16 protein-coding genes are annotated in these 17,710 nt (G+C 34.3%); 15 read left to right on the top strand and 1 reads right to left on the bottom strand.

Going from position 1 to position 17,710, the window contains the following annotated elements:
* Positions 1-109: 109 nt before the first annotated feature.
* From MKY08_RS11395 to MKY08_RS11375, 5 genes are all read left to right on the top strand, one after another.
* Positions 110-2,917, top strand: a complete 2,808-nt coding sequence (locus tag MKY08_RS11395; RefSeq protein WP_069512459.1) for a hypothetical protein — start codon at positions 110-112, stop codon at positions 2,915-2,917.
* A 67-nt stretch (positions 2,918-2,984) separates the two neighbouring features.
* Positions 2,985-4,013: an NlpC/P60 family protein gene (locus MKY08_RS11390; protein ID WP_229386754.1), complete on the top strand. Its 1,029-nt coding sequence runs from the start codon at positions 2,985-2,987 to the stop codon at positions 4,011-4,013.
* Between the two features lie 16 nt (positions 4,014-4,029).
* The gene (locus tag MKY08_RS11385; RefSeq protein ID WP_069512460.1) at positions 4,030-4,650 is read left to right on the top strand and encodes a hypothetical protein; all 621 of its coding nucleotides are present in this window, start codon (positions 4,030-4,032) and stop codon (positions 4,648-4,650) included.
* A 313-nt stretch (positions 4,651-4,963) separates the two neighbouring features.
* A complete protein-coding gene (locus MKY08_RS11380) occupies positions 4,964-5,626 on the top strand; it encodes a hypothetical protein (protein ID WP_069512461.1) in 663 nt (220 codons plus the stop codon).
* A gap of 322 nt (positions 5,627-5,948) precedes the next feature.
* On the top strand, positions 5,949-7,082 hold the full coding sequence (locus MKY08_RS11375) for a replication-relaxation family protein (protein ID WP_069512462.1): 1,134 nt from the start codon (positions 5,949-5,951) through the stop codon (positions 7,080-7,082).
* A gap of 288 nt (positions 7,083-7,370) precedes the next feature.
* Here MKY08_RS11375 and MKY08_RS11370 read toward each other — a convergent pair whose 3' ends face one another.
* Positions 7,371-7,904 carry a hypothetical protein gene (locus tag MKY08_RS11370; RefSeq protein ID WP_069512463.1) on the bottom strand — a complete coding sequence of 178 codons (534 nt, stop codon included), beginning with the start codon at positions 7,902-7,904 and terminating at the stop codon, positions 7,371-7,373.
* Positions 7,905-8,213: 309 nt separating this feature from the next.
* Between MKY08_RS11370 and MKY08_RS11365 the strand changes: the two genes are divergently transcribed.
* The 10 genes from MKY08_RS11365 (at position 8,214) to MKY08_RS11320 (ending at position 17,709) form a co-directional block, all read left to right on the top strand.
* Complete coding sequence (locus tag MKY08_RS11365; protein ID WP_069512464.1) at positions 8,214-8,714, top strand: hypothetical protein; 501 nt, start codon at positions 8,214-8,216, stop codon at positions 8,712-8,714.
* A gap of 271 nt (positions 8,715-8,985) precedes the next feature.
* Positions 8,986-9,138, top strand: coding sequence for a hypothetical protein (locus MKY08_RS11360; protein ID WP_176723204.1), 153 nt, complete (start codon positions 8,986-8,988; stop codon positions 9,136-9,138).
* A 33-nt stretch (positions 9,139-9,171) separates the two neighbouring features.
* Entirely contained in the window at positions 9,172-9,525 is a 354-nt protein-coding gene (locus MKY08_RS11355) for a hypothetical protein (RefSeq protein WP_069512465.1), read from the top strand.
* Positions 9,526-9,586: 61 nt separating this feature from the next.
* Positions 9,587-11,338, top strand: a complete 1,752-nt coding sequence (locus MKY08_RS11350) for a type IV secretory system conjugative DNA transfer family protein (protein ID WP_229386752.1) — start codon at positions 9,587-9,589, stop codon at positions 11,336-11,338.
* Positions 11,339-11,602: 264 nt separating this feature from the next.
* The gene (locus MKY08_RS11345) at positions 11,603-12,439 is read left to right on the top strand and encodes a S1 RNA-binding domain-containing protein (protein ID WP_069512466.1); all 837 of its coding nucleotides are present in this window, start codon (positions 11,603-11,605) and stop codon (positions 12,437-12,439) included.
* Positions 12,440-12,515: 76 nt separating this feature from the next.
* On the top strand, positions 12,516-13,247 hold the full coding sequence (locus MKY08_RS11340; protein ID WP_069512467.1) for a hypothetical protein: 732 nt from the start codon (positions 12,516-12,518) through the stop codon (positions 13,245-13,247).
* Positions 13,248-13,278: 31 nt separating this feature from the next.
* A complete protein-coding gene (locus MKY08_RS11335; RefSeq protein ID WP_069512468.1) occupies positions 13,279-13,950 on the top strand; it encodes a hypothetical protein in 672 nt (223 codons plus the stop codon).
* A gap of 168 nt (positions 13,951-14,118) precedes the next feature.
* Positions 14,119-14,274 (top strand): hypothetical protein, encoded by a 156-nt coding sequence (locus tag MKY08_RS11330; RefSeq protein ID WP_176723205.1) that lies wholly within the window; start codon positions 14,119-14,121, stop codon positions 14,272-14,274.
* Between the two features lie 153 nt (positions 14,275-14,427).
* The gene (locus MKY08_RS11325; protein ID WP_069512469.1) at positions 14,428-14,847 is read left to right on the top strand and encodes a hypothetical protein; all 420 of its coding nucleotides are present in this window, start codon (positions 14,428-14,430) and stop codon (positions 14,845-14,847) included.
* A gap of 36 nt (positions 14,848-14,883) precedes the next feature.
* Entirely contained in the window at positions 14,884-17,709 is a 2,826-nt protein-coding gene (locus tag MKY08_RS11320) for a hypothetical protein (protein WP_069512470.1), read from the top strand.
* Position 17,710: the final 1 nt, after the last annotated feature.

The raw sequence follows: 17,710 nt of genomic DNA, 5'->3' as shown, positions 1-17,710 counted from the left end.
TTTGCGAACAAAAAATATTAGATAAGAACCGAACCTCAAGTGGAAAGGAGGGGACGGTATGACCTATCCCTTGTGAGCTTCCGACAGGGGATATTTGCATGCCATCAGATTGAAGAAAAATAAAGTAACTTTATTGAAACCCATCTATTTAGTGCTTATACTTGTCACGCTCTTATTAAGCAGTTCAACCATAATAGTTCTTGCTGACAATGACCCACCTGCAGAAAAAAATACAAAACTTAGTGAAGCATTTATGACAGATCAGTATGGAGATTTTAAGCTGCCTTCAAAGTACTATGAAATTGATAGTGTAAGCGACCAAGATGCTAAAAAGCTAGAAGAGAATGGCATATTTGAAGAGATTAAAGATGCGCTATTTGGATGGACAGATGTAGGAGGAAAAATTACCGATAAATTTCATTATGCGCTAAACGCAATGGTCAACATACTGTTTCAATTTAACGTGTTCATGACAAAAGTGATGATCATTTGTTTGGAGTTCGGCTATGACTTCAAGGTGATTGACAATCTAATCGATGCATTAAGTAAGTTAATGCCGAGTATTACAGGCATTCAATCAGGGGGGCTTATAGGTGGCGGAATATTCGGAAATTTAATGCAAATCGTCGTCATTATTACAGCCGTTTATACCTTATATGTGTATGTCGTGAAACGCGCATTTATTGCGTCAATAGGGACAATATTTAAAACAGTCTTGTTGTTAACCATTTCATTTCTCTTATTCTCGAATTACAGCACGTTTTTAAAGACGGCTAATGGATTTTCAGAAGAGATTTCGTCATACATTGTAGCGTCTCCTTCTAGCCAATTAGTAAATGAATCTGCACCTACATTAGCAAAAATGAAAGATACGCTATGGTCTATGTTTGTAGATAGACCCTATCTATATTTACAATATGGACAGCACAGTGTTGATGAAATAGGTTCAAATAGAATTGCTACATTAATGCAAATGCGACCAGGGGAAGATCGTTATAATTATGTCCTAGTAAACGAAGTAGTGGGGCAAGGGAATACGTTAATGCTAAACAGTTCCGTTACAGACAAAGTTGCCTTTACACCATTTTATTTAATCATAAATGGATTAGTTTCAATACCGGTTTACCTGTTATCTATCTTGTTAGTCATGTTACAATTTTGGTTTTTAATCATTGCAGCAATCGCTCCTTTTGCTTTATTAGTGGGCGTGATACCGGGTTTTAGTGGTGTAACCAAAAGGTATTTTATTGAATTAATTGTGCCATTAGCATTAAAAGTGTTTTTCTCTTTCTTTACACTCTTTGTGTTAATTCTTTCTCAATTATTATATGAACTAGATTTTAATCGCACAAACGACATTGTAAGTTATGTAGGAATTGGGATACTAGAGTTTATTCTCTTTATTACAATCTTCATGTTAAGAAAGAGAATTAAAGATATCTTTATGTCAGGTTCTCAAATACTTTCAGGATTAAGAGCAAATGCAGGCAGTCCAAGCTTTATAAAGAAAATGGCTCACACTACAACAACTTTGGCTGGTGCAGCTGTAGGTGCAACAGTAGCGGGTCCACAAGGTGCTATAATGGGTGCATCCATTGGGAACACAACAGGCAAGGTATTTACTGGTGATGCAGGAGTAGGAGATATTGCAAGTACAGCAGCATCAAATGCCAAGTACGCTCAATTTAGAGCTCACTCTAAAAAGCAAAGTGCTAATACGATGGATGCGACGAATAAACAAACAATAATGGATTTCCTAAAGAATAAAGGATTTGACGAAGAAACAGTAGATGATACCATTTCACAATTTGAGGAAAATAATATGACAGATGTTACGGAGGATGAATTAAATAATCAATTCGATGACCTTTCAGAAAAAGTAAAGTCATCAGATTTAGAAAAAGATTTTGCTACTGATTTTGTTAGCGGTATTAAAGATAAGCGTGCTACTGATAAGATGCAAGAACAATTAAAGACACTTAAAAATAACAATGTATCTACGGAAGATTTGCACCATGATTCGTCTAAAGATATAGGGAAACAGTTTGATCAAACGAAAGAACAAACGAAAAATCATAATAATTCGTTTAGTACAGCCAAACTGGACGATGAAAAACAAGAAGAAATGAAACAAAATAAGCACTCTATCACATCTGAAAATGCTATGCGTTTGTTCCACAATAAAGGTTTAGATGTTAGTTCGCATGAAATGGTGACTAACATTGTACAATCGTTAGAAAATAAAGGTTTGCATAATGTATCGATGCAAGAAATGGAACAACAGTACAACAAATTAGAACAACAATATCACAACGGTACATTGAATAAGGATTTTGCTAAAGCATTTACACAAGGCATAATCAATGAAAGAAGTAATGAGGATATTCATAATCAAAACAGAAAAATATTTAAAAACGACATAGTACAAAACATTCAACCATTTGAAACAACTAATCATACTACTCATTCAACAAGTACTCCAATCAACACTTCAACTATTCAACCAAGTCATGTTAATACTAAACCTCACAGGAATTCTAGCGACGTATCGCACTATGCAAATCAAGATTATCCAAACTTTAATTCAAATAGTACCTTTGAAGAACCAACCAAGCTAACGCCAATACAACCAAATACTAATTTTGACAATAGTCCATTACCAACTGAACCATTTATTAAATCTGCTAATGAAAAGACAAATCATAAACCAATAATGGAGAGTAATTCATTAGAAAATACAACAATGGAAAGCAGTTCGATGAACAGTTCGTCTATTGAAAACAGTCCATTAAATAAACCTTCTTATCGAGTACGCGATACCCATAGGAAGAACATCTATACTGAAGCTCAAAAGGCATGGGAAGAAGAGAAAAAAGAAATGAATATAGTTGAAAATGAAAACAAGGAAAATGAATAGAGCTTTTGACGTGGCGGTTTTACCGTCACGTTTTTGTTTTCTTATTTTTAGAGGAGGTCAGGGCTTTGTGAATGAACAAAACTTAACAAAGGAGAGTAAAAGCAAAGGGCTATTCATAGGCTCAGCATTATTAGGGATAGGATGCTTACCTATCGTTTTGTTCTTTACTGTCATCTTAGGAATACTTTCATTTGTATTGATTACAGATGACAATGACGCAAATAAAAATGCTTTTGGTACTTTCTGCAGAGCAGAAGGACAAGTTGACATGGCTGCCTTTAGTAGCGTGTTATCAAATGCTGGAGTTTTTAGAAGAATGGACGACACCTTTATTTCAATAGCAAATGAATTTGGTATTGATCCAGTGTTAATGGCTGCTATTGCTCTGCATGAAACTGGTTATGGGACTTCAAATGCTGTCGTAAATAATAATAATCCTGGTGGTTTAATGAACCCAGCGACAGGAAGTAAACAATTATATCTTTTTAATACTATAGAAGAAGGTTTGCGTGCGATGGGCAAAACGTTACACAATCGAATTATTAAAGATGGACTCAATACGATTGAAAAATTAGGAGCAGTTTATGCGCCGATTGGGGCTAGTAATGACCCTAATAATCTAAACAGTCATTGGGTGCCTAATGTAACTAAAATTACTGCAGATTTAGGTGGTCTAACACTAAATTGTGAAGCGGAAGTGGAGATGTTAGGGAATGAAGCGTTTCAAATTATTCTTAACGAAATGTTGAAGTATCAGGGCTGGGGATATGTGTGGGGAGGTTATTCCCCATCTACTGGTTTTGATTGTTCTGGACTCATGCAGTGGGGATACAGAATGGCAGGCATTACGTTGCCTAGAACATCTTATGAACAATATAAAGCAAGTACACCGATAACAAGAAGTGATTTACAACCAGGCGATTTAATCTTTTTTAAGACGGCTAGTTATGCTCCCGTAACACATGTAGGAATGTATGTTGGAAATGACCAAATGTTTAATGCAAATGATTCGGGAGTTGAGTATTCAAATCCATTTGATGCTTATTGGGGATCAAGAATTGTAGGATACGGTCGCGTTGGCAATTTTTCTAATTAAGGAAAGGTGATGATGTATGAGAAAAAGTTCAATTATTATCGCGGTAACCTCATTAGTGTTTATCGGAATAGGTTTTCTATTATTAGTTAATTTTAAATCGGATAACCATAGTAACCTACAACAAAATAATGAGGTTAGGACGAAAAAAAATGAAGGTCTTGTTCGTAATCAACAACCTATTGATGAATCTGATATAGTCATGCTTGAAAAAACATACGAAGAAAAGAAAGAGACACGAATCGGAGGACCAACAGAACCTGATTTTGAAAATGAGTTTAAAGAGAAATATGGTATTGACCAAGTGAATCAAGCAAAAGAAGCGGCTGGTATGGCAATTGGTTTATGGATACTGGATCAAGATAATGAGTCAGAATGGTTGAATATAGCTACGGAAGATTTCTATATAAATAATGTATTTGATAGTGCTGCATTTGAAGATATTCTAACGAGAAAGATAACTAGTATAGAGATGTTTCCTACCCAACTTGAAACTGAAGATGACATGCGATTTTCTATTTTTGCAGAATGGAAAGTAATGAACGGAGAGGCCGTAGTAAATAATCAAAGCAAAATATATTATGTTAGTTTAATTAAATCAAATGGCAATTGGCTTGTTAATAAAATCGAAAGCTTTTAATTTTTTGTAGTTGTTAGCTATTCATAGTTTGAAAGATGTCGTGATGACGTAAATAACAATCAAAACATAGATACGATAATAGTATTTTTAATGAGCGTCTGACGATTGAAAATAGATACGTTAGACGTTATTTAGTCCTTAAAATGTTGCTATAGCAGTGATTTAGTGATGTTTCTTTTAACAAACGTCTTAAATCCACAAATAATAGTAAAAACGGCTTCTTTTTGCGTCAGACAAGAATTAAGTTAAGTACCAATATAATAGGTATCTTAAAGCATAAATACGTCTTATCTTCTAGGGAAAGGGTGATGATATGGAACATGTAATGGAGGATACATTGCATCACTTAGAATGGTTGAGAGTTAGTCTGTTAATGGACAAGGTAGATAATGAAATGTATTCTTCCAAAATAATTTTCAATGATGCCCACCAATTCTACCAGCCCCTTATCATTGATGGATATCCAGTTTTCCAGTTTAGATATGAGGGAGCAATGCCTTTGTATAAAGAAACGGATAAGAAGTACCTTGCACTTGTACGTGAATACTACTATCAAGTGACATTAAGTATGTATGAATTTACCGAAATAAATTTCCATTTTAAAAAAGCTGTCCTTATTATTCAACACATATTCCAAAATGGCATTATTCGAGACTTGGACAATCGAAATAGAAAATATTTAATTGATGCAATTCGACATACGGGTTTAATTGATGATGATAACTTTAAAAATTTATCAATTTTAGAAGAAGGCTTTATCAATAAAGAGTGTGCACCGTATGTAAATGTCTATTTACTAGAAGAGCAATACTTACAGCAATTCTTCATACACAAAAATGATTTAACACTTCATAACAGGGACAAGTTTGAAAATGTGATTAGTTGGAAGGAAGTGAATGAAAAAATGGACAATGAAGAAACGAAAGAGGTAACATCTGAGCTAAAAATGAGAGAAGAAATAGGGGAGTTTTTTTAAGTAATTTATCTTAATTTGTACATGGTATTTCAATTAATTTGTACATGAAATTTAAATAAACGTTTAGAGCTTTCTATGTACAAAATAAAGCAATTAAAAATACCTTAATTTGTACATGGTAGTTTTCATTAAATTATACACATTTTAATATGCGAAAAGCCCATTTAACAATCTTTGTACAAACAAATTGGTATATGGGAAAAAGTCAAAATCGACAATAGTTTTGTTAGTCATGTACGATTTCATGAGTATATGACGTAACGAAACAGCCTTCTTTTGCACATGGGTTCTTTTATCAAGTTTAGTTAGGAGGGGGAGGTTGTTGGAACAGGCAGAACGTTCTAATAAGGCAGGGATTAAAAAAATTCAACCACTAGACGTTGATATTTTGGTGGGGTTATATGAGTACCGCGCAATGAGTACGGATCAAATCCAAAAAAGATATGGAATGACTAAAGCATATACGTATCGGAAACTTCGCCTATTAAGAATAAGTGGCTTTATTAGCAGTCACCCAATCATCAGATATAGATCAGGTCAGAGGAGTCAAGGGAAGTATCATCGCATTACGAGGGAAGGACTCGCTTTGCTAAGAACGAAAGGCTTGCAAGCGGAAAAGAAAATACACCAGTTAGAAGTGGCAGAAAACCTAGTCCCATTTTTATTAGCTACTAATGATTTAATGATTGACCTAGAGCCGTATGGATGGGTGCTAAGCGATAGTCGAGAGATAAAATCCCGCTTCCATATGAATCGAAGTGACAACATACAAGGCACGCTGCAAAACATTTATACAGGCAGTAAAGAGTATGGAATCTATACGTACATGCACAGTGTTAGTGAAAAAAATTTAGAGAAGATGATAAGGGAAATAAAAAACTACACGAGTATATATGAGCATAGCACAGCTCTTGTCGATTACATGATTTTCAAAAAAGGAGAACAGGGATTTACCGACATAGTTCAAACATTCACTCGTGAAGATAATAAGGAGCTCATCGCCAGAGTAAGAAGTTTGAAAATATTCCCTTATACTTTTGGCAAATATTATTTAAGGCAGCTAGAAATGGAAGAGGATTTATTGAGATTTGCATGTGCAATTCCTGAAAACGAAATGTCCTTCAAAAGACGTTTTGAAAAAACAGAGATAAATCCAAAGTATCCCGGATTGGATTGTCTTGTTACGCATAAAGGGGAAGAAAAATATTTTGTTAACTTAGTGGATAACGATTTAAAGAAAGTGTTTGAGCTGCAGCAATATAAAAAAGAAGAATATAAAAAAGATGGAAGGAAGGTGTTAGTCTATGTCATTCATACAATGAAGGGACTACATGAAGAAGTATTAAGAAATTATCATCATATCGAATATTTAGTAGTAGGGAAAGAGATCATTCAATTTTTAAAACAGCTTCAATCACTAAGAAGAAGGGCGTTAGATCGAGGTGATATCATTTGATTATTTGTACTCAAGATAAAACAAATCATCAAATAAAAGTAGTCTAATTTCATAGACTACTTTTATTTGAACTAATAGTGTCTGTGCAAAGCTTTAATGAATATTTTCGAATGCTGAGCGGCTGTGATGCTGAAAAGATTTGAAAGGGGAATTGAAAATTAGGAAAAAATAAGAGTTGATTAAATAATTTAATCAGCTCTTGGAGTTTAATATGATTTAATGGTTTCTGGTGTTGCAAAAATAATATTATTTTGATCTCTTTGATTCTACGAAAATCCAACAGCTTCCTTAATGAAATGCATCAAATAAAGCTTCTTTAACACGATATAGACAATTTTCATATTTTTGTTTTGATGCTTTTGAAGTCAAATATTGTTGATCTTCTGCTGCTAAGATAAATAATGATTTTAATAAGTCTATTGCATGTTGGTCTGTAATAAGTTTATTAAAATCTTGTGTCCAAATATAGTTGTATTCTTTAGGAAGCAAAGGACGTTTACTAAAATCAACATCCTCAACTTTTTCGAAGGAAGATGCAGTTAATAAATTATTGGTGCTACTGAATTTTAACCAACCATTGTTTCTTAAAATGTTACTTAGCGCTGTAAAATCACGACCATCTCCATAGACATTACCTGCACTCATTATTACTGTCAAAGAATGTTCTTTAACTTCAAGAATCTTTAAAGTCTTTGATTGTTTCTCGTTATGATCTTTAAAATATGTGTGAATTTCTTTTAAAACTGAAGCAGATTCAAAATCTAAACTTTGACCTGCTTGATTTGGTGTTGCAAATTTTAGAGTTGCTTTATAGATTGCCATAAATAAGCCTCCTAGGATTTAATTGAGTAAAACTAATAATTAATATAGCAAAAAATAGAAAAAGTGTAAATATTGAATTTGCATTTCAGTTTATTTTTAGTCATTGAATTTGTATTTGAGTTTTATATATTGTGTTTTACTCTTTGGGTTTGTCAAATGAATAAGAAGCTTTAGTCGTATAAGTTCAAGCCGGTATGAAATAACATAATATGATTAAGTTCTTTAGTTTCACATTTACGGGTGGAATCCGCTTTGAGAGACAAAGGTGTTTCAATACGTTATCAATCGGAGGTGTATGGGGATGATTAAATGTCACAAATAATAGTAGCATTAATCAGTTTTGGAGCAAGTGCCTATGGAATCGTGCTAATGTGGGAAGGTAATTTTATTCCCACACCCGTATGGTTTATAGTATTAGGGATTGGTACATTGATAGTTCATATAATTATTCGGTATCTAACCCAAGAGAAGAAGCGGAAGATAGATCGATTAGTCACAGTAACTACAACAATATACGGGGTATTAGTGATATCAAGCTTTATTTATTACAATTGGACATTTGATAAATTGATTAGTGCTACGTTTCTAATGAAACTAGCGATGGTAATACTTTTGGTTCTTACACTTTATTTAAACTATGTTGTGATGAGAGCGGAAATATCGTATAAAAAAAAGCGAGGTAACCAACGGATAAAAGAACAACCAAATGAAACCGTTATAGAAAAATGGAAGAGACGAAAAAATCAGAAGAAACTAAATGAAATTTATATAGTTCTAGGTGAAGCGGAGGAAAGTGATGATAATAAATAAAAACAATGTATATAGTAGGTTATGTTTTTACAATAAAAGAGTAAAGAACAGTTTATTATTTATGAAAACTGTTCTTTTTTTGTTCTTTTTTTTTCGTGTTGGGTACATTCATTTATTTTAAATTTTTCAATCAAGCTGATCGTCAAGAAGAAGCGCCAATCACAGAGGTTGAAGAATCTGAAATACAAGCTGAACCTTAGAATTCGCTAGAAAGCCCGCTTCAAAACTATGAGAATACAGAGTTAAGAAACTAACGAAAGGAGAGAGAACTGTGAGAATCGGCCAAACAAAAAAGTTAGGAATGGTTTTATTTGGCCTCTTCTTATTATGGATTAGCACTGGCTATCTTCTTTTTCTTAAACAAGAGAAATGGATGGCATGGATACTATCAATTGAACCAATTATCTGGCTATGGAAATTGTGAGAAGAAATAAGGAAGGGAGGAAATAGAGAATTTATGATGTATATTGGTCCGCTTCTCTTAGTTTTGTCGATTTGGGGATTAAGTATTGTCGAGCTAAAAAAGGATAATCCAAATGGTCATAACATGTTGTTTTATAAAGTAATTGCAGGTTCATTTACAATCATGCAGTTTTTTGTCATGCCAGTTGCACAATCTTCTCTTTTGGATGTGATAATTTCAGTATTGATTAGTCTAGTCAGCGCTGTTATAACTGTTTTCATTTGTTTACCTAAAGGAAAATTACCGATTTGGTATAAAGAGAGACTACAGATTCCTACTAATAAAGCCATAAATGATACAGGTGCAGATGATGAAGAAAAGACGTCTCCAGAAAAATTAAGAAAATAGAATTTATTTCTAAAGGAGTGATTTTTATTTGAGCATACCTGTTAGATGGGGTGGGAGTGACATGTTTACCCATATGTTAGTTGTTGGACCTACTCGATGTGGAAAAACGGCTACCATATTAAAACCCTTAATCTATCAATTATTAGTGCTAAAGGCTAAAGGTGTTCCACTCGGGTTATCTGTTATCGAACCAAAAGGTGATGTAGCAGCAATGGTAAATGAAATGTGTTTTGAAATGGGGATTCCATGTACGCATATTGATCCTATGATGTCAAATACGGCACAGTTTAACCCGATGGAAGGTGAAATCAACGCTGTTGCTGAAGCTACCGTTATTGTACTAAAGGGACTATTCGGTAAGCAGGATGCCTTTTTTGCAACGGTGCAAGAATTATCAGCACGCAACGTTACGAAACTATTAAAAGAGCTACACGGGGATAACATTGATATTGTCGATGTCATGAATACGTTACGCGATGAACGTGTCCTTGCTGCGAAAGTGGCTGAATTAAAGGCTCGGGATGGTATGACGGATTTAGTGCATTTCTTTGAATCAGAGCTACTAGGAAGCATGAAAGATAAATATCGTCAATTTGTCATTGGATTAAGAGCACAACTAGAAAATGTTGTATCGAATGATGCCCTGCGTCAAATCATGACAGGTAAGAGTAGTTTCAATATCGATGAACATTATGCAAAAGGTGGGGTCTTAGCTGTTAATACGGCTCTGGGTATGTTGCGTACCTCTGGAGATGCATTTGGTCAGTTTTTAATTATGCATTTACAAAACGGTGCCTTTAGACGGCCAGGAACGGAATTTACTCGCATTCCTCATTTTTTAATCGTAGATGAATATTCGCGGTATATAAACCCAGATGTTGAGATATTTTTAAACTTAGCTGCTGAATATCGCGTAGCGGGTATATTTGCGACACAGTCTTTAGGTCAATTAGAATTAGAATCCGGGAAAATCAGTGCAAAAGCAATGAAACGAGCAATCCTTGGAGGATGTCGCAATTTAGTAGTGTTTGGAGGCATTAAGAGCGAAGATGCGAAGGATTTTGCAGAGGAATTTGGTAAAGATAAAATCTTGATGAGACAAAGCACTTATAAAAATAGCATACTATTGCCAAATCTTTTCCCAGATTCTTATCGAGATACAGAAATTGAAGAATACCGCTTCGATGCAACGGACTTAATGGATGGTTTACCTCGATTTCATTTTGTTCACAAATTGTTACAGGATGGACATCCACAAAAACCGGCAATTGCAAAAGGACAATTTGTACGTAGAGATTGGAAAGAAGAAAGAGAATGGGAGCAAAGGAACGATAAAACTACTTTGAAAATGGGACCGCTTCTGAGTAGTATACCTATATTAAGTATGCTAATAGACGGAAGGAAAAGAAGAAAAAAGGAAACGAGTTGTGTTGATAAACAAGAAGAAAGCATCCATACGCAAAATTTGAATGTGCAAAGCATTGAAAGCAACAATTTAATGAATCAAAAATCTGGTCAAGATCCTTTGAACGTAAATAATCGTCCATTTAAAACTAATGTATCCACACAGATGAATGGTGGCGATGGGAAATGTATAGCAACTGAAATAAGGAAAGACAATCTCACTAGTGTATTAACAAAAGAACAAAGCAAGCAGTTAGATGGCAAAGAAGGATTTTTACAAACAGAAATCAAGAAGCTGTATGAAAAAAATCAAAATAAATCAATTAATAAAGGGTCACAAGAAAAAATAAAATATCCAGAATCCAATCAAGAAATTAATTTAAACTCAAAAGATAATTTTTGGGACTAAACATAAGGAAAGAAAAGGCTGATTTTTTTTGTCAATAAGTTACTCGTTATGTGTATAAAATTGCTTTTTTAAAAAAGTATTTATTCATTTTGAATGATTCTCATTTCTTTGAAGGGAGTGATTTTTGACGGAAATTATATGTTATTTACATCAAATTAAAAGGTGGGATGGTGAATGCATTAAACACTATTATATGTAATGTTTATAGCTTGCTTAATACTGAGTTAGGAAAAGAAGAAATAATTAAAAAAGGAGAGAAAATATATGGCTATTGAAGAATTAAACAGTGTATTAATTGAAGGCTTTGATCCTTCTAAAATGCAAAAGGAAGAAGGCTATGACAAGGATTGGAAAACAGTTGTCAGTGCCAAACAAAACGATAAAGTATTACAGGCAGATATTACAGGGATTGAACAAGTAGGAGGGAAAGAATGTGCAGTTGTATGCGTAGGGCATATTCGAGGCTATATTCCAATTGAATTTACAGGGGTAGAAAACCTCCGCCAATTACGAGCTATGACAGGTAAACCATCCGTTTTTAAAGTATTGGAGTATGTGGAGGAAGATGATAAACGGATTTTTATGGCTTCACGTATAGATGCATTAAAAGAAATGGCCGCTATCACGCTCCGAAGAATTAACGTAAATGATGAAATACTTGCCGTAGTACGCAATGTTAGCCCAACTTTAGTGCGTGCTGATATTGGAGGGATTGAGGTTCGTATTCCTTTAACAGAAATGAGGTATGGATGGATTGATGATTTAACAGAGTATGTCAAAGTAGGTGATCATTTAAAAGTCAAAGTCATGGAGATTGATGAAGAAAATCTAAAAGTCACTGTCAGCGCTAAAGCATTACAAAAGAATCCATGGGAAACAGCCAAAGATCGATACAAACGAAATGGTGAGTATGTGGGGAAAGTTTCAGGTGTGCGTGATTTTGGTATTTTCGTCAATCTAGAAGACGGTGTGGATTCGTTAGCAAGTCACTTGAAATTCCAACATGTGAACAAAGGGGATAAAGTACTCATTCGAATTAATAGCATCGATGAAGAAAATCAGCAAATCCGATGCAGAATTGTCCGTATTATTAAAAACTGAAGCGGACAAAGGGGGTTACATAAAAATGTACTCCCTTTTTATTTTCTTAAATTAGTTGAAAGGAGTGTATATCTATATGGCTGAAAGTCCATTCTCAGTATCACGGAATTGGTCTTTATACTGGACTAGATTACCTTCGAATTTTAAAAGAATGGAATATTTTAATGGAGAATCGCCAAAAGAGTTACTAGCTTTAAAAGCATTAGCTGCTGTAGGTGTCATCAGTGGGCAGCAACTACAAAAATTGTTTTCCCTTGATAAAAAAAGACTGAAAAGTATGGTAATCGAACAGAAAATTATTAGGCATGAACTAAAGGTAAATCATCAAGTGATTCCAATCTATACTCTTGGCGTAAATGGCGCAGTTATGGCTGGGATAGAAGAAAGCTATCAGTTGAACTATTGGATTTCACTTAGAATAGAAGATGTTTTAAAATGCATTCTGTTTTTCCAGTTATATAAACAATTTCGTAAGTCAGCTACTGTCCTCGTTCAGCCAGCCCCAAAACCGTTTACAGGGGCAGTTACCTTAAACGATAGATTATTTTATGTCTATGTTGTGCGAGATGAGACAAATGATTTGAGTATGTTTTTCAAATGGAATGAACATTTCGATGAGCGTGTAATAATTTTGACTGAATCACTACGTCATTTGGAGCCATTAAAATGGCATTTATCCAAACTGAAAATTCGAATTGCATTAGATGAAGATATATACAATGATGTCGACCAGATTCAAAACTTATTTTATTTTATCGAAGATGGCGAGTTTCTAAGGGAAAAGGCGAATTTAGTAAATGCCAAATGATTAAGAGATAAAGGAAACGGAGTGATAGTAATTGGGGATGCAATTTAAAAAAATGAAAGGAAAACAGACGGAAACTAACTCAACAAAGTTAGTTGAGATGGTGATTTATAAAACCTATTATAATGGAATGCTTTGTGTAAATAACGTCCCTTACACCGTTAAAGTGGATATGGATAGTAACAAAAATGAAAGAGTGAAGGAGGAATTTATTTCATCTGATGTATTTGAGCAGTTGGCTTCCATTTTTAATTATATGGAAAAAAACAAACTTACAAAGTTAGACTATCAAAAATTTATGACCGTTAATAATTATTCAGGAAAAGAATTAAATCGAAGTGCAAATGAAATCAGTTCTATTTCAATGGAGGACCGTGAAGCTGTTATTGACTATGTAATGAAGGTATGGATTGAAAAGTATTATGAGATGCATTTACGTGCGTATACAAATACTTATATGGACTCAAAGGAATCAGAAGAAAAATCGATTAATAAAGCAAAACTTGATTTCTTTCACTCAAGATTACAAGTGTTACCTGCATTACATCAAGAGATTATTCGAAAGAAATATTTACAACTAGAATCAAATGGCCGCTTCCCCATTGATGATTTTATCTATTCAGAACTACACATAGGAAGATCCAATTATTATAAGCAAAAGAAAGAAGCTTTATATTGGTTAGGTCTATCTTTAATGAATCAATAACGGCGAACTATTTGTGTACTTACCAAGTACTTTTTGTATACTTTTTAAGTACTTTTCATGGACTTCGATATGCCCTAGGGTTGATAAAGTAAAAGCATAAGGAAATAACATTTTCCTTGATTACTTAACAATTAAATAGCAATTTATACAGAAGAAAGGAGAGATTTAATGGGAGAGCATAAGGGATCATTAACAATTATTATCGCTGTGCTTTTACTATTTGGTTTGTGGGTAACATTTGGTCGAGATACGATTGGGCCATTACTAACAACGATTGGAACCAACTTCACTTCGTTGGTTAACAATATTTTACCATCGCCCTAATATAGCTACTAAATAGCTAGGGAGAGTTGATGCAGAAGATGTATACCTTTGTATGTTATTTATTATCACATTCTATCCTTTTCAAAAAGCCCTTCGATTTTATGTCGAGGGCTTTTTTCAATAACTTAATTCAATAGAAAGGAGGTAGGAAAGGTGTCTACACCATTTAAATGGTCATTTTGGTTTTTCCTAATTCTCTTCCTAGTGTTCATTATTACCTATACATCGATACTGCAACATGCTGCAGTTCGAACTACTTCAGAAATTGAAGCATTAGCAGAAAATCTAAGTGTAGGTTTAATAAGAAGTGAACTGGAAGAATCCGATGATGGTTATTTATATTTTGATAAAGAAGAAGTCATATCGAACTTAACAACAAATGTTGCAAATGTTCAAAAGAATCATCGTTACAATATCGATTTACAATATGTTTTTTTAGATAGAAGCGGAAATGTAACTGAAAATGAAAGTGATATGAGGGGGCTTCAATTAATCGTCCAATTTAAAAATAATAAGGACGAAATCAAAGCAACAGCCGAAAGACACTTAACAATAAACACATTAAATGAGTAGAAATATTTAATTAAAAAAAGAAAAGGTGGTGTATGTATGGGCGAACATAAAGGTGCTCTAAAGGTTTTAATATTATTTATCGCTTTTATTGCGCCAGGATTATTTATGTTTGGTTTAGATTCTCTACATCAACATGCTTTTATGAAAGTTACAGCCGAAGTTGGTGAACTGGTTAAAGAAGAAGGCGGCGTTACTGAAAAAGTCGCAAATACGGTCAATGAACTGCAAAAAAGAGGTTATACCATTTCGTTTAAAGACAGCAATGGCCGTAGCATTTCTCAAACTGTCGATTTTGGGGAAACCATCGTATCTAATTATACTTACAAATATACGAATGTATTTATAGACAGAACGTTAACGACAAAAAATACGATAGAAATTTTAAAACGTAATAGTCAAGGAAGCGGCAATAATTTAGATGGTGGTGTTATTAAAACAATTACATTGCAATCAGATGAAACAACTAATCAAAATGATTTCTTTCAAACATTTAAAGTTCCAGGATTAAAAGGGATTAGACGTCTAGTAAGTGAAACGGGATCAGCTCAAGTTGTAAATGTAGTTGGAGAAAATGTAACCATTCGTATGAAAAATGGTTCTCCAACAAGACAAACCCAAATTCATGAAGGTGAAGCCGCGGATACAAAGTTTGTGGATGATTATGATGGTCCTTTTTATGACAAGGACGGTTATTCAGGAACACTTGAAAAGTATGTAGTGAGTGGAGAGTATATCGAAGGAGAAACAAAAGAAATCAAAGAACACGATTCACCAGATTATAACGAAGATGGCTATGTCGGAAAACTAGAAAAGTATCTTGCAAGCGGTAATTACTTACAGGAGGATAGCAAGGAAGTTACACAGTCACTAACGTTAGAAAATTATTCTGCAGCTAAATCAAAACGTGTTTCCGAAACGATTACCTCTGATGAAAATATGTTTCCAAATACAATGGAATACAACAAAGGTGGATTCAAAGGCACATTATCCAAATCAGGTCATGTCATGAGACAAGTAGTAAAGGGGGAATATTCACCGGCTCAAAGTAAGAATGTAATCGAATCAATAACATCTAAAGAAAAAAAGTTCCCAGAGACATTAAGTTATTCGAAGGAGAATTTCGACGGCACGTTATATAAGTATGGTTCTCCCACAAGTACTGTTGTTTCTGGTGGATATATACCTGCGGAGCAAAAATATATAAGGAATCATGATTCACCTTATTATCAGCAGGATAACTACACTGGCACACTTGAAAAATATCTCGTAAGTGGAACACCAGCGGATTCGAGAGTTCAACAAATCACTGCAAAAACAGAACATCCAACATGGCACAAGCGAGTAAATATTCAGCCAAGCTATCCTTATAATCAAGAAGGCTATACAGGTACTTTAACTAAGAAAACCGAGGTATGGAAGACTGTTCCTCAATCAGTGGTACTTGATATTCAATATACGTATTATTCAACTGATGCAAATGCAATCGAATTTACACAAGTTGACTATGAAAAAACACGACAAGATATCGCGAACACTTTTGGGCCAAATAATGCAGACGGTAATTATTTTGTGAACCCAACAATTGCGTCATTTGCATGGAAAGGTCCAGTACAAAGTGGTTCGTTCAATGATAAAGGAACAGCGTATAGTTATAAACGTGAAGCGAACGTTGTTATTAGAGTGGATGGACACCTTTACGAAGCGATTTTTGAAGGGGTAGTCACAAGACCGGATACACAACTATTTAAATATCGTGGTTATGTAACAAAGCCAGCAGTTGATACTAGGATATTTGAATTTCGACAAACTTATGCAGGAACAGTAACGAAACCAGAAAAGGATACACGTGTTTATCAGTATAAACAAGAATACACAGGAGAAGTAAGGGAAGAAGGACTTGATACAATTCCCAAAACGCTTGACTATTCGAGTGGTGGTTATGTTGGTACTTTAATGAAAGATGGGGACGTTATAGAGAAATTAAGAAGCGGAAAGTATATTCCAGCAGATGAAAAATATGTAGAAGGTTTAGAAATCCAAAATTATAACAAAGACGGTTACACAGGCACACTAGAAAAATATGTGGAAAGTGGAGAGTATATTCCGGAAGATACGAAGGCCATCAGTTGGAAACGCCCTTATTACGGTTATAATGTTTCTCAACTATCACCACTTAAAACAATTAATTATGACCCACAAATGGGTGCTTCTAATGGGTTAAAAGACTCTGCAATGTACACTGGAAATCTCCAAGCAACAGGCCAGCCCTATGCAACAGCTAAGGCAATTCAAACTCTAAGTACAGCTGATAGTGCTTTTCGACTTAATAGTACTAGTGAATCAGAAATTGCTTATCTCACGGATGAACAATTAACAACTCGATACAGTAAAAACCTAATTAATGATTTAGTAATAGGCTCTTTAGAAAAACAAGGTTATCAAAATGTAGAACTAGTGAGTCTCCAATTCACTTCATCTACTTTTTTTGATAAGAAATCAGGTGAATATGCTAGACACTTTAAGGCAATATTTAACGCTGATTATTATACGTTTATCCAAGAATATGTAGGGGTCGTCACTAAGGATGCGCAAGATACTCGTGTATATAAATATCGTGGAATCGTGAAAAGACCCGAAATAGACACTCGTGTTTATGAATTTGTACAAAATTATAAAGGAACAGTTACACATCCAGAAACGGATACAAGAGTGTACAAGTATAGAGGGATTGTAGAAAAGCCTACTGTTGACACGCGGGTGTATAAATATCGCGGTACTGTGACAAAACCCGCTTCAACCAATACAAGGCAAACGAACTATTATCAATATAATATGACCTTGGAATATGAAGCCTGGCAGTAGT

Origin of the sequence: Lysinibacillus sp. FSL M8-0337 (assembly GCF_038593855.1) — a bacterium.
Lineage (GTDB): Bacteria > Bacillota > Bacilli > Bacillales_A > Planococcaceae > Lysinibacillus > Lysinibacillus sphaericus_D.
Note: the sequence above shows the minus strand (reverse complement) of the source record. Positions and strands in the feature narration are given on the sequence as shown.

Excerpts from the sequence above, each read along its gene's own strand:
- MKY08_RS11330 (WP_176723205.1), top strand. The coding sequence starts at position 14,119 with ATGGGAGAGCATAAGGGATCATTAACAATTATTATCGCTGTGCTTTTA.
- MKY08_RS11370 (WP_069512463.1), bottom strand. The coding sequence starts at position 7,904 with ATGGCAATCTATAAAGCAACTCTAAAATTTGCAACACCAAATCAAGCA.
- MKY08_RS11350 (WP_229386752.1), top strand. The coding sequence starts at position 9,587 with ATGTTTACCCATATGTTAGTTGTTGGACCTACTCGATGTGGAAAAACG.
- MKY08_RS11320 (WP_069512470.1), top strand. The coding sequence starts at position 14,884 with ATGGGCGAACATAAAGGTGCTCTAAAGGTTTTAATATTATTTATCGCT.
- MKY08_RS11345 (WP_069512466.1), top strand. The coding sequence starts at position 11,603 with ATGGCTATTGAAGAATTAAACAGTGTATTAATTGAAGGCTTTGATCCT.
- MKY08_RS11365 (WP_069512464.1), top strand. The coding sequence starts at position 8,214 with ATGTCACAAATAATAGTAGCATTAATCAGTTTTGGAGCAAGTGCCTAT.
- MKY08_RS11355 (WP_069512465.1), top strand. The coding sequence starts at position 9,172 with ATGATGTATATTGGTCCGCTTCTCTTAGTTTTGTCGATTTGGGGATTA.
- MKY08_RS11340 (WP_069512467.1), top strand. The coding sequence starts at position 12,516 with ATGGCTGAAAGTCCATTCTCAGTATCACGGAATTGGTCTTTATACTGG.
- MKY08_RS11385 (WP_069512460.1), top strand. The coding sequence starts at position 4,030 with ATGAGAAAAAGTTCAATTATTATCGCGGTAACCTCATTAGTGTTTATC.
- MKY08_RS11380 (WP_069512461.1), top strand. The coding sequence starts at position 4,964 with ATGGAACATGTAATGGAGGATACATTGCATCACTTAGAATGGTTGAGA.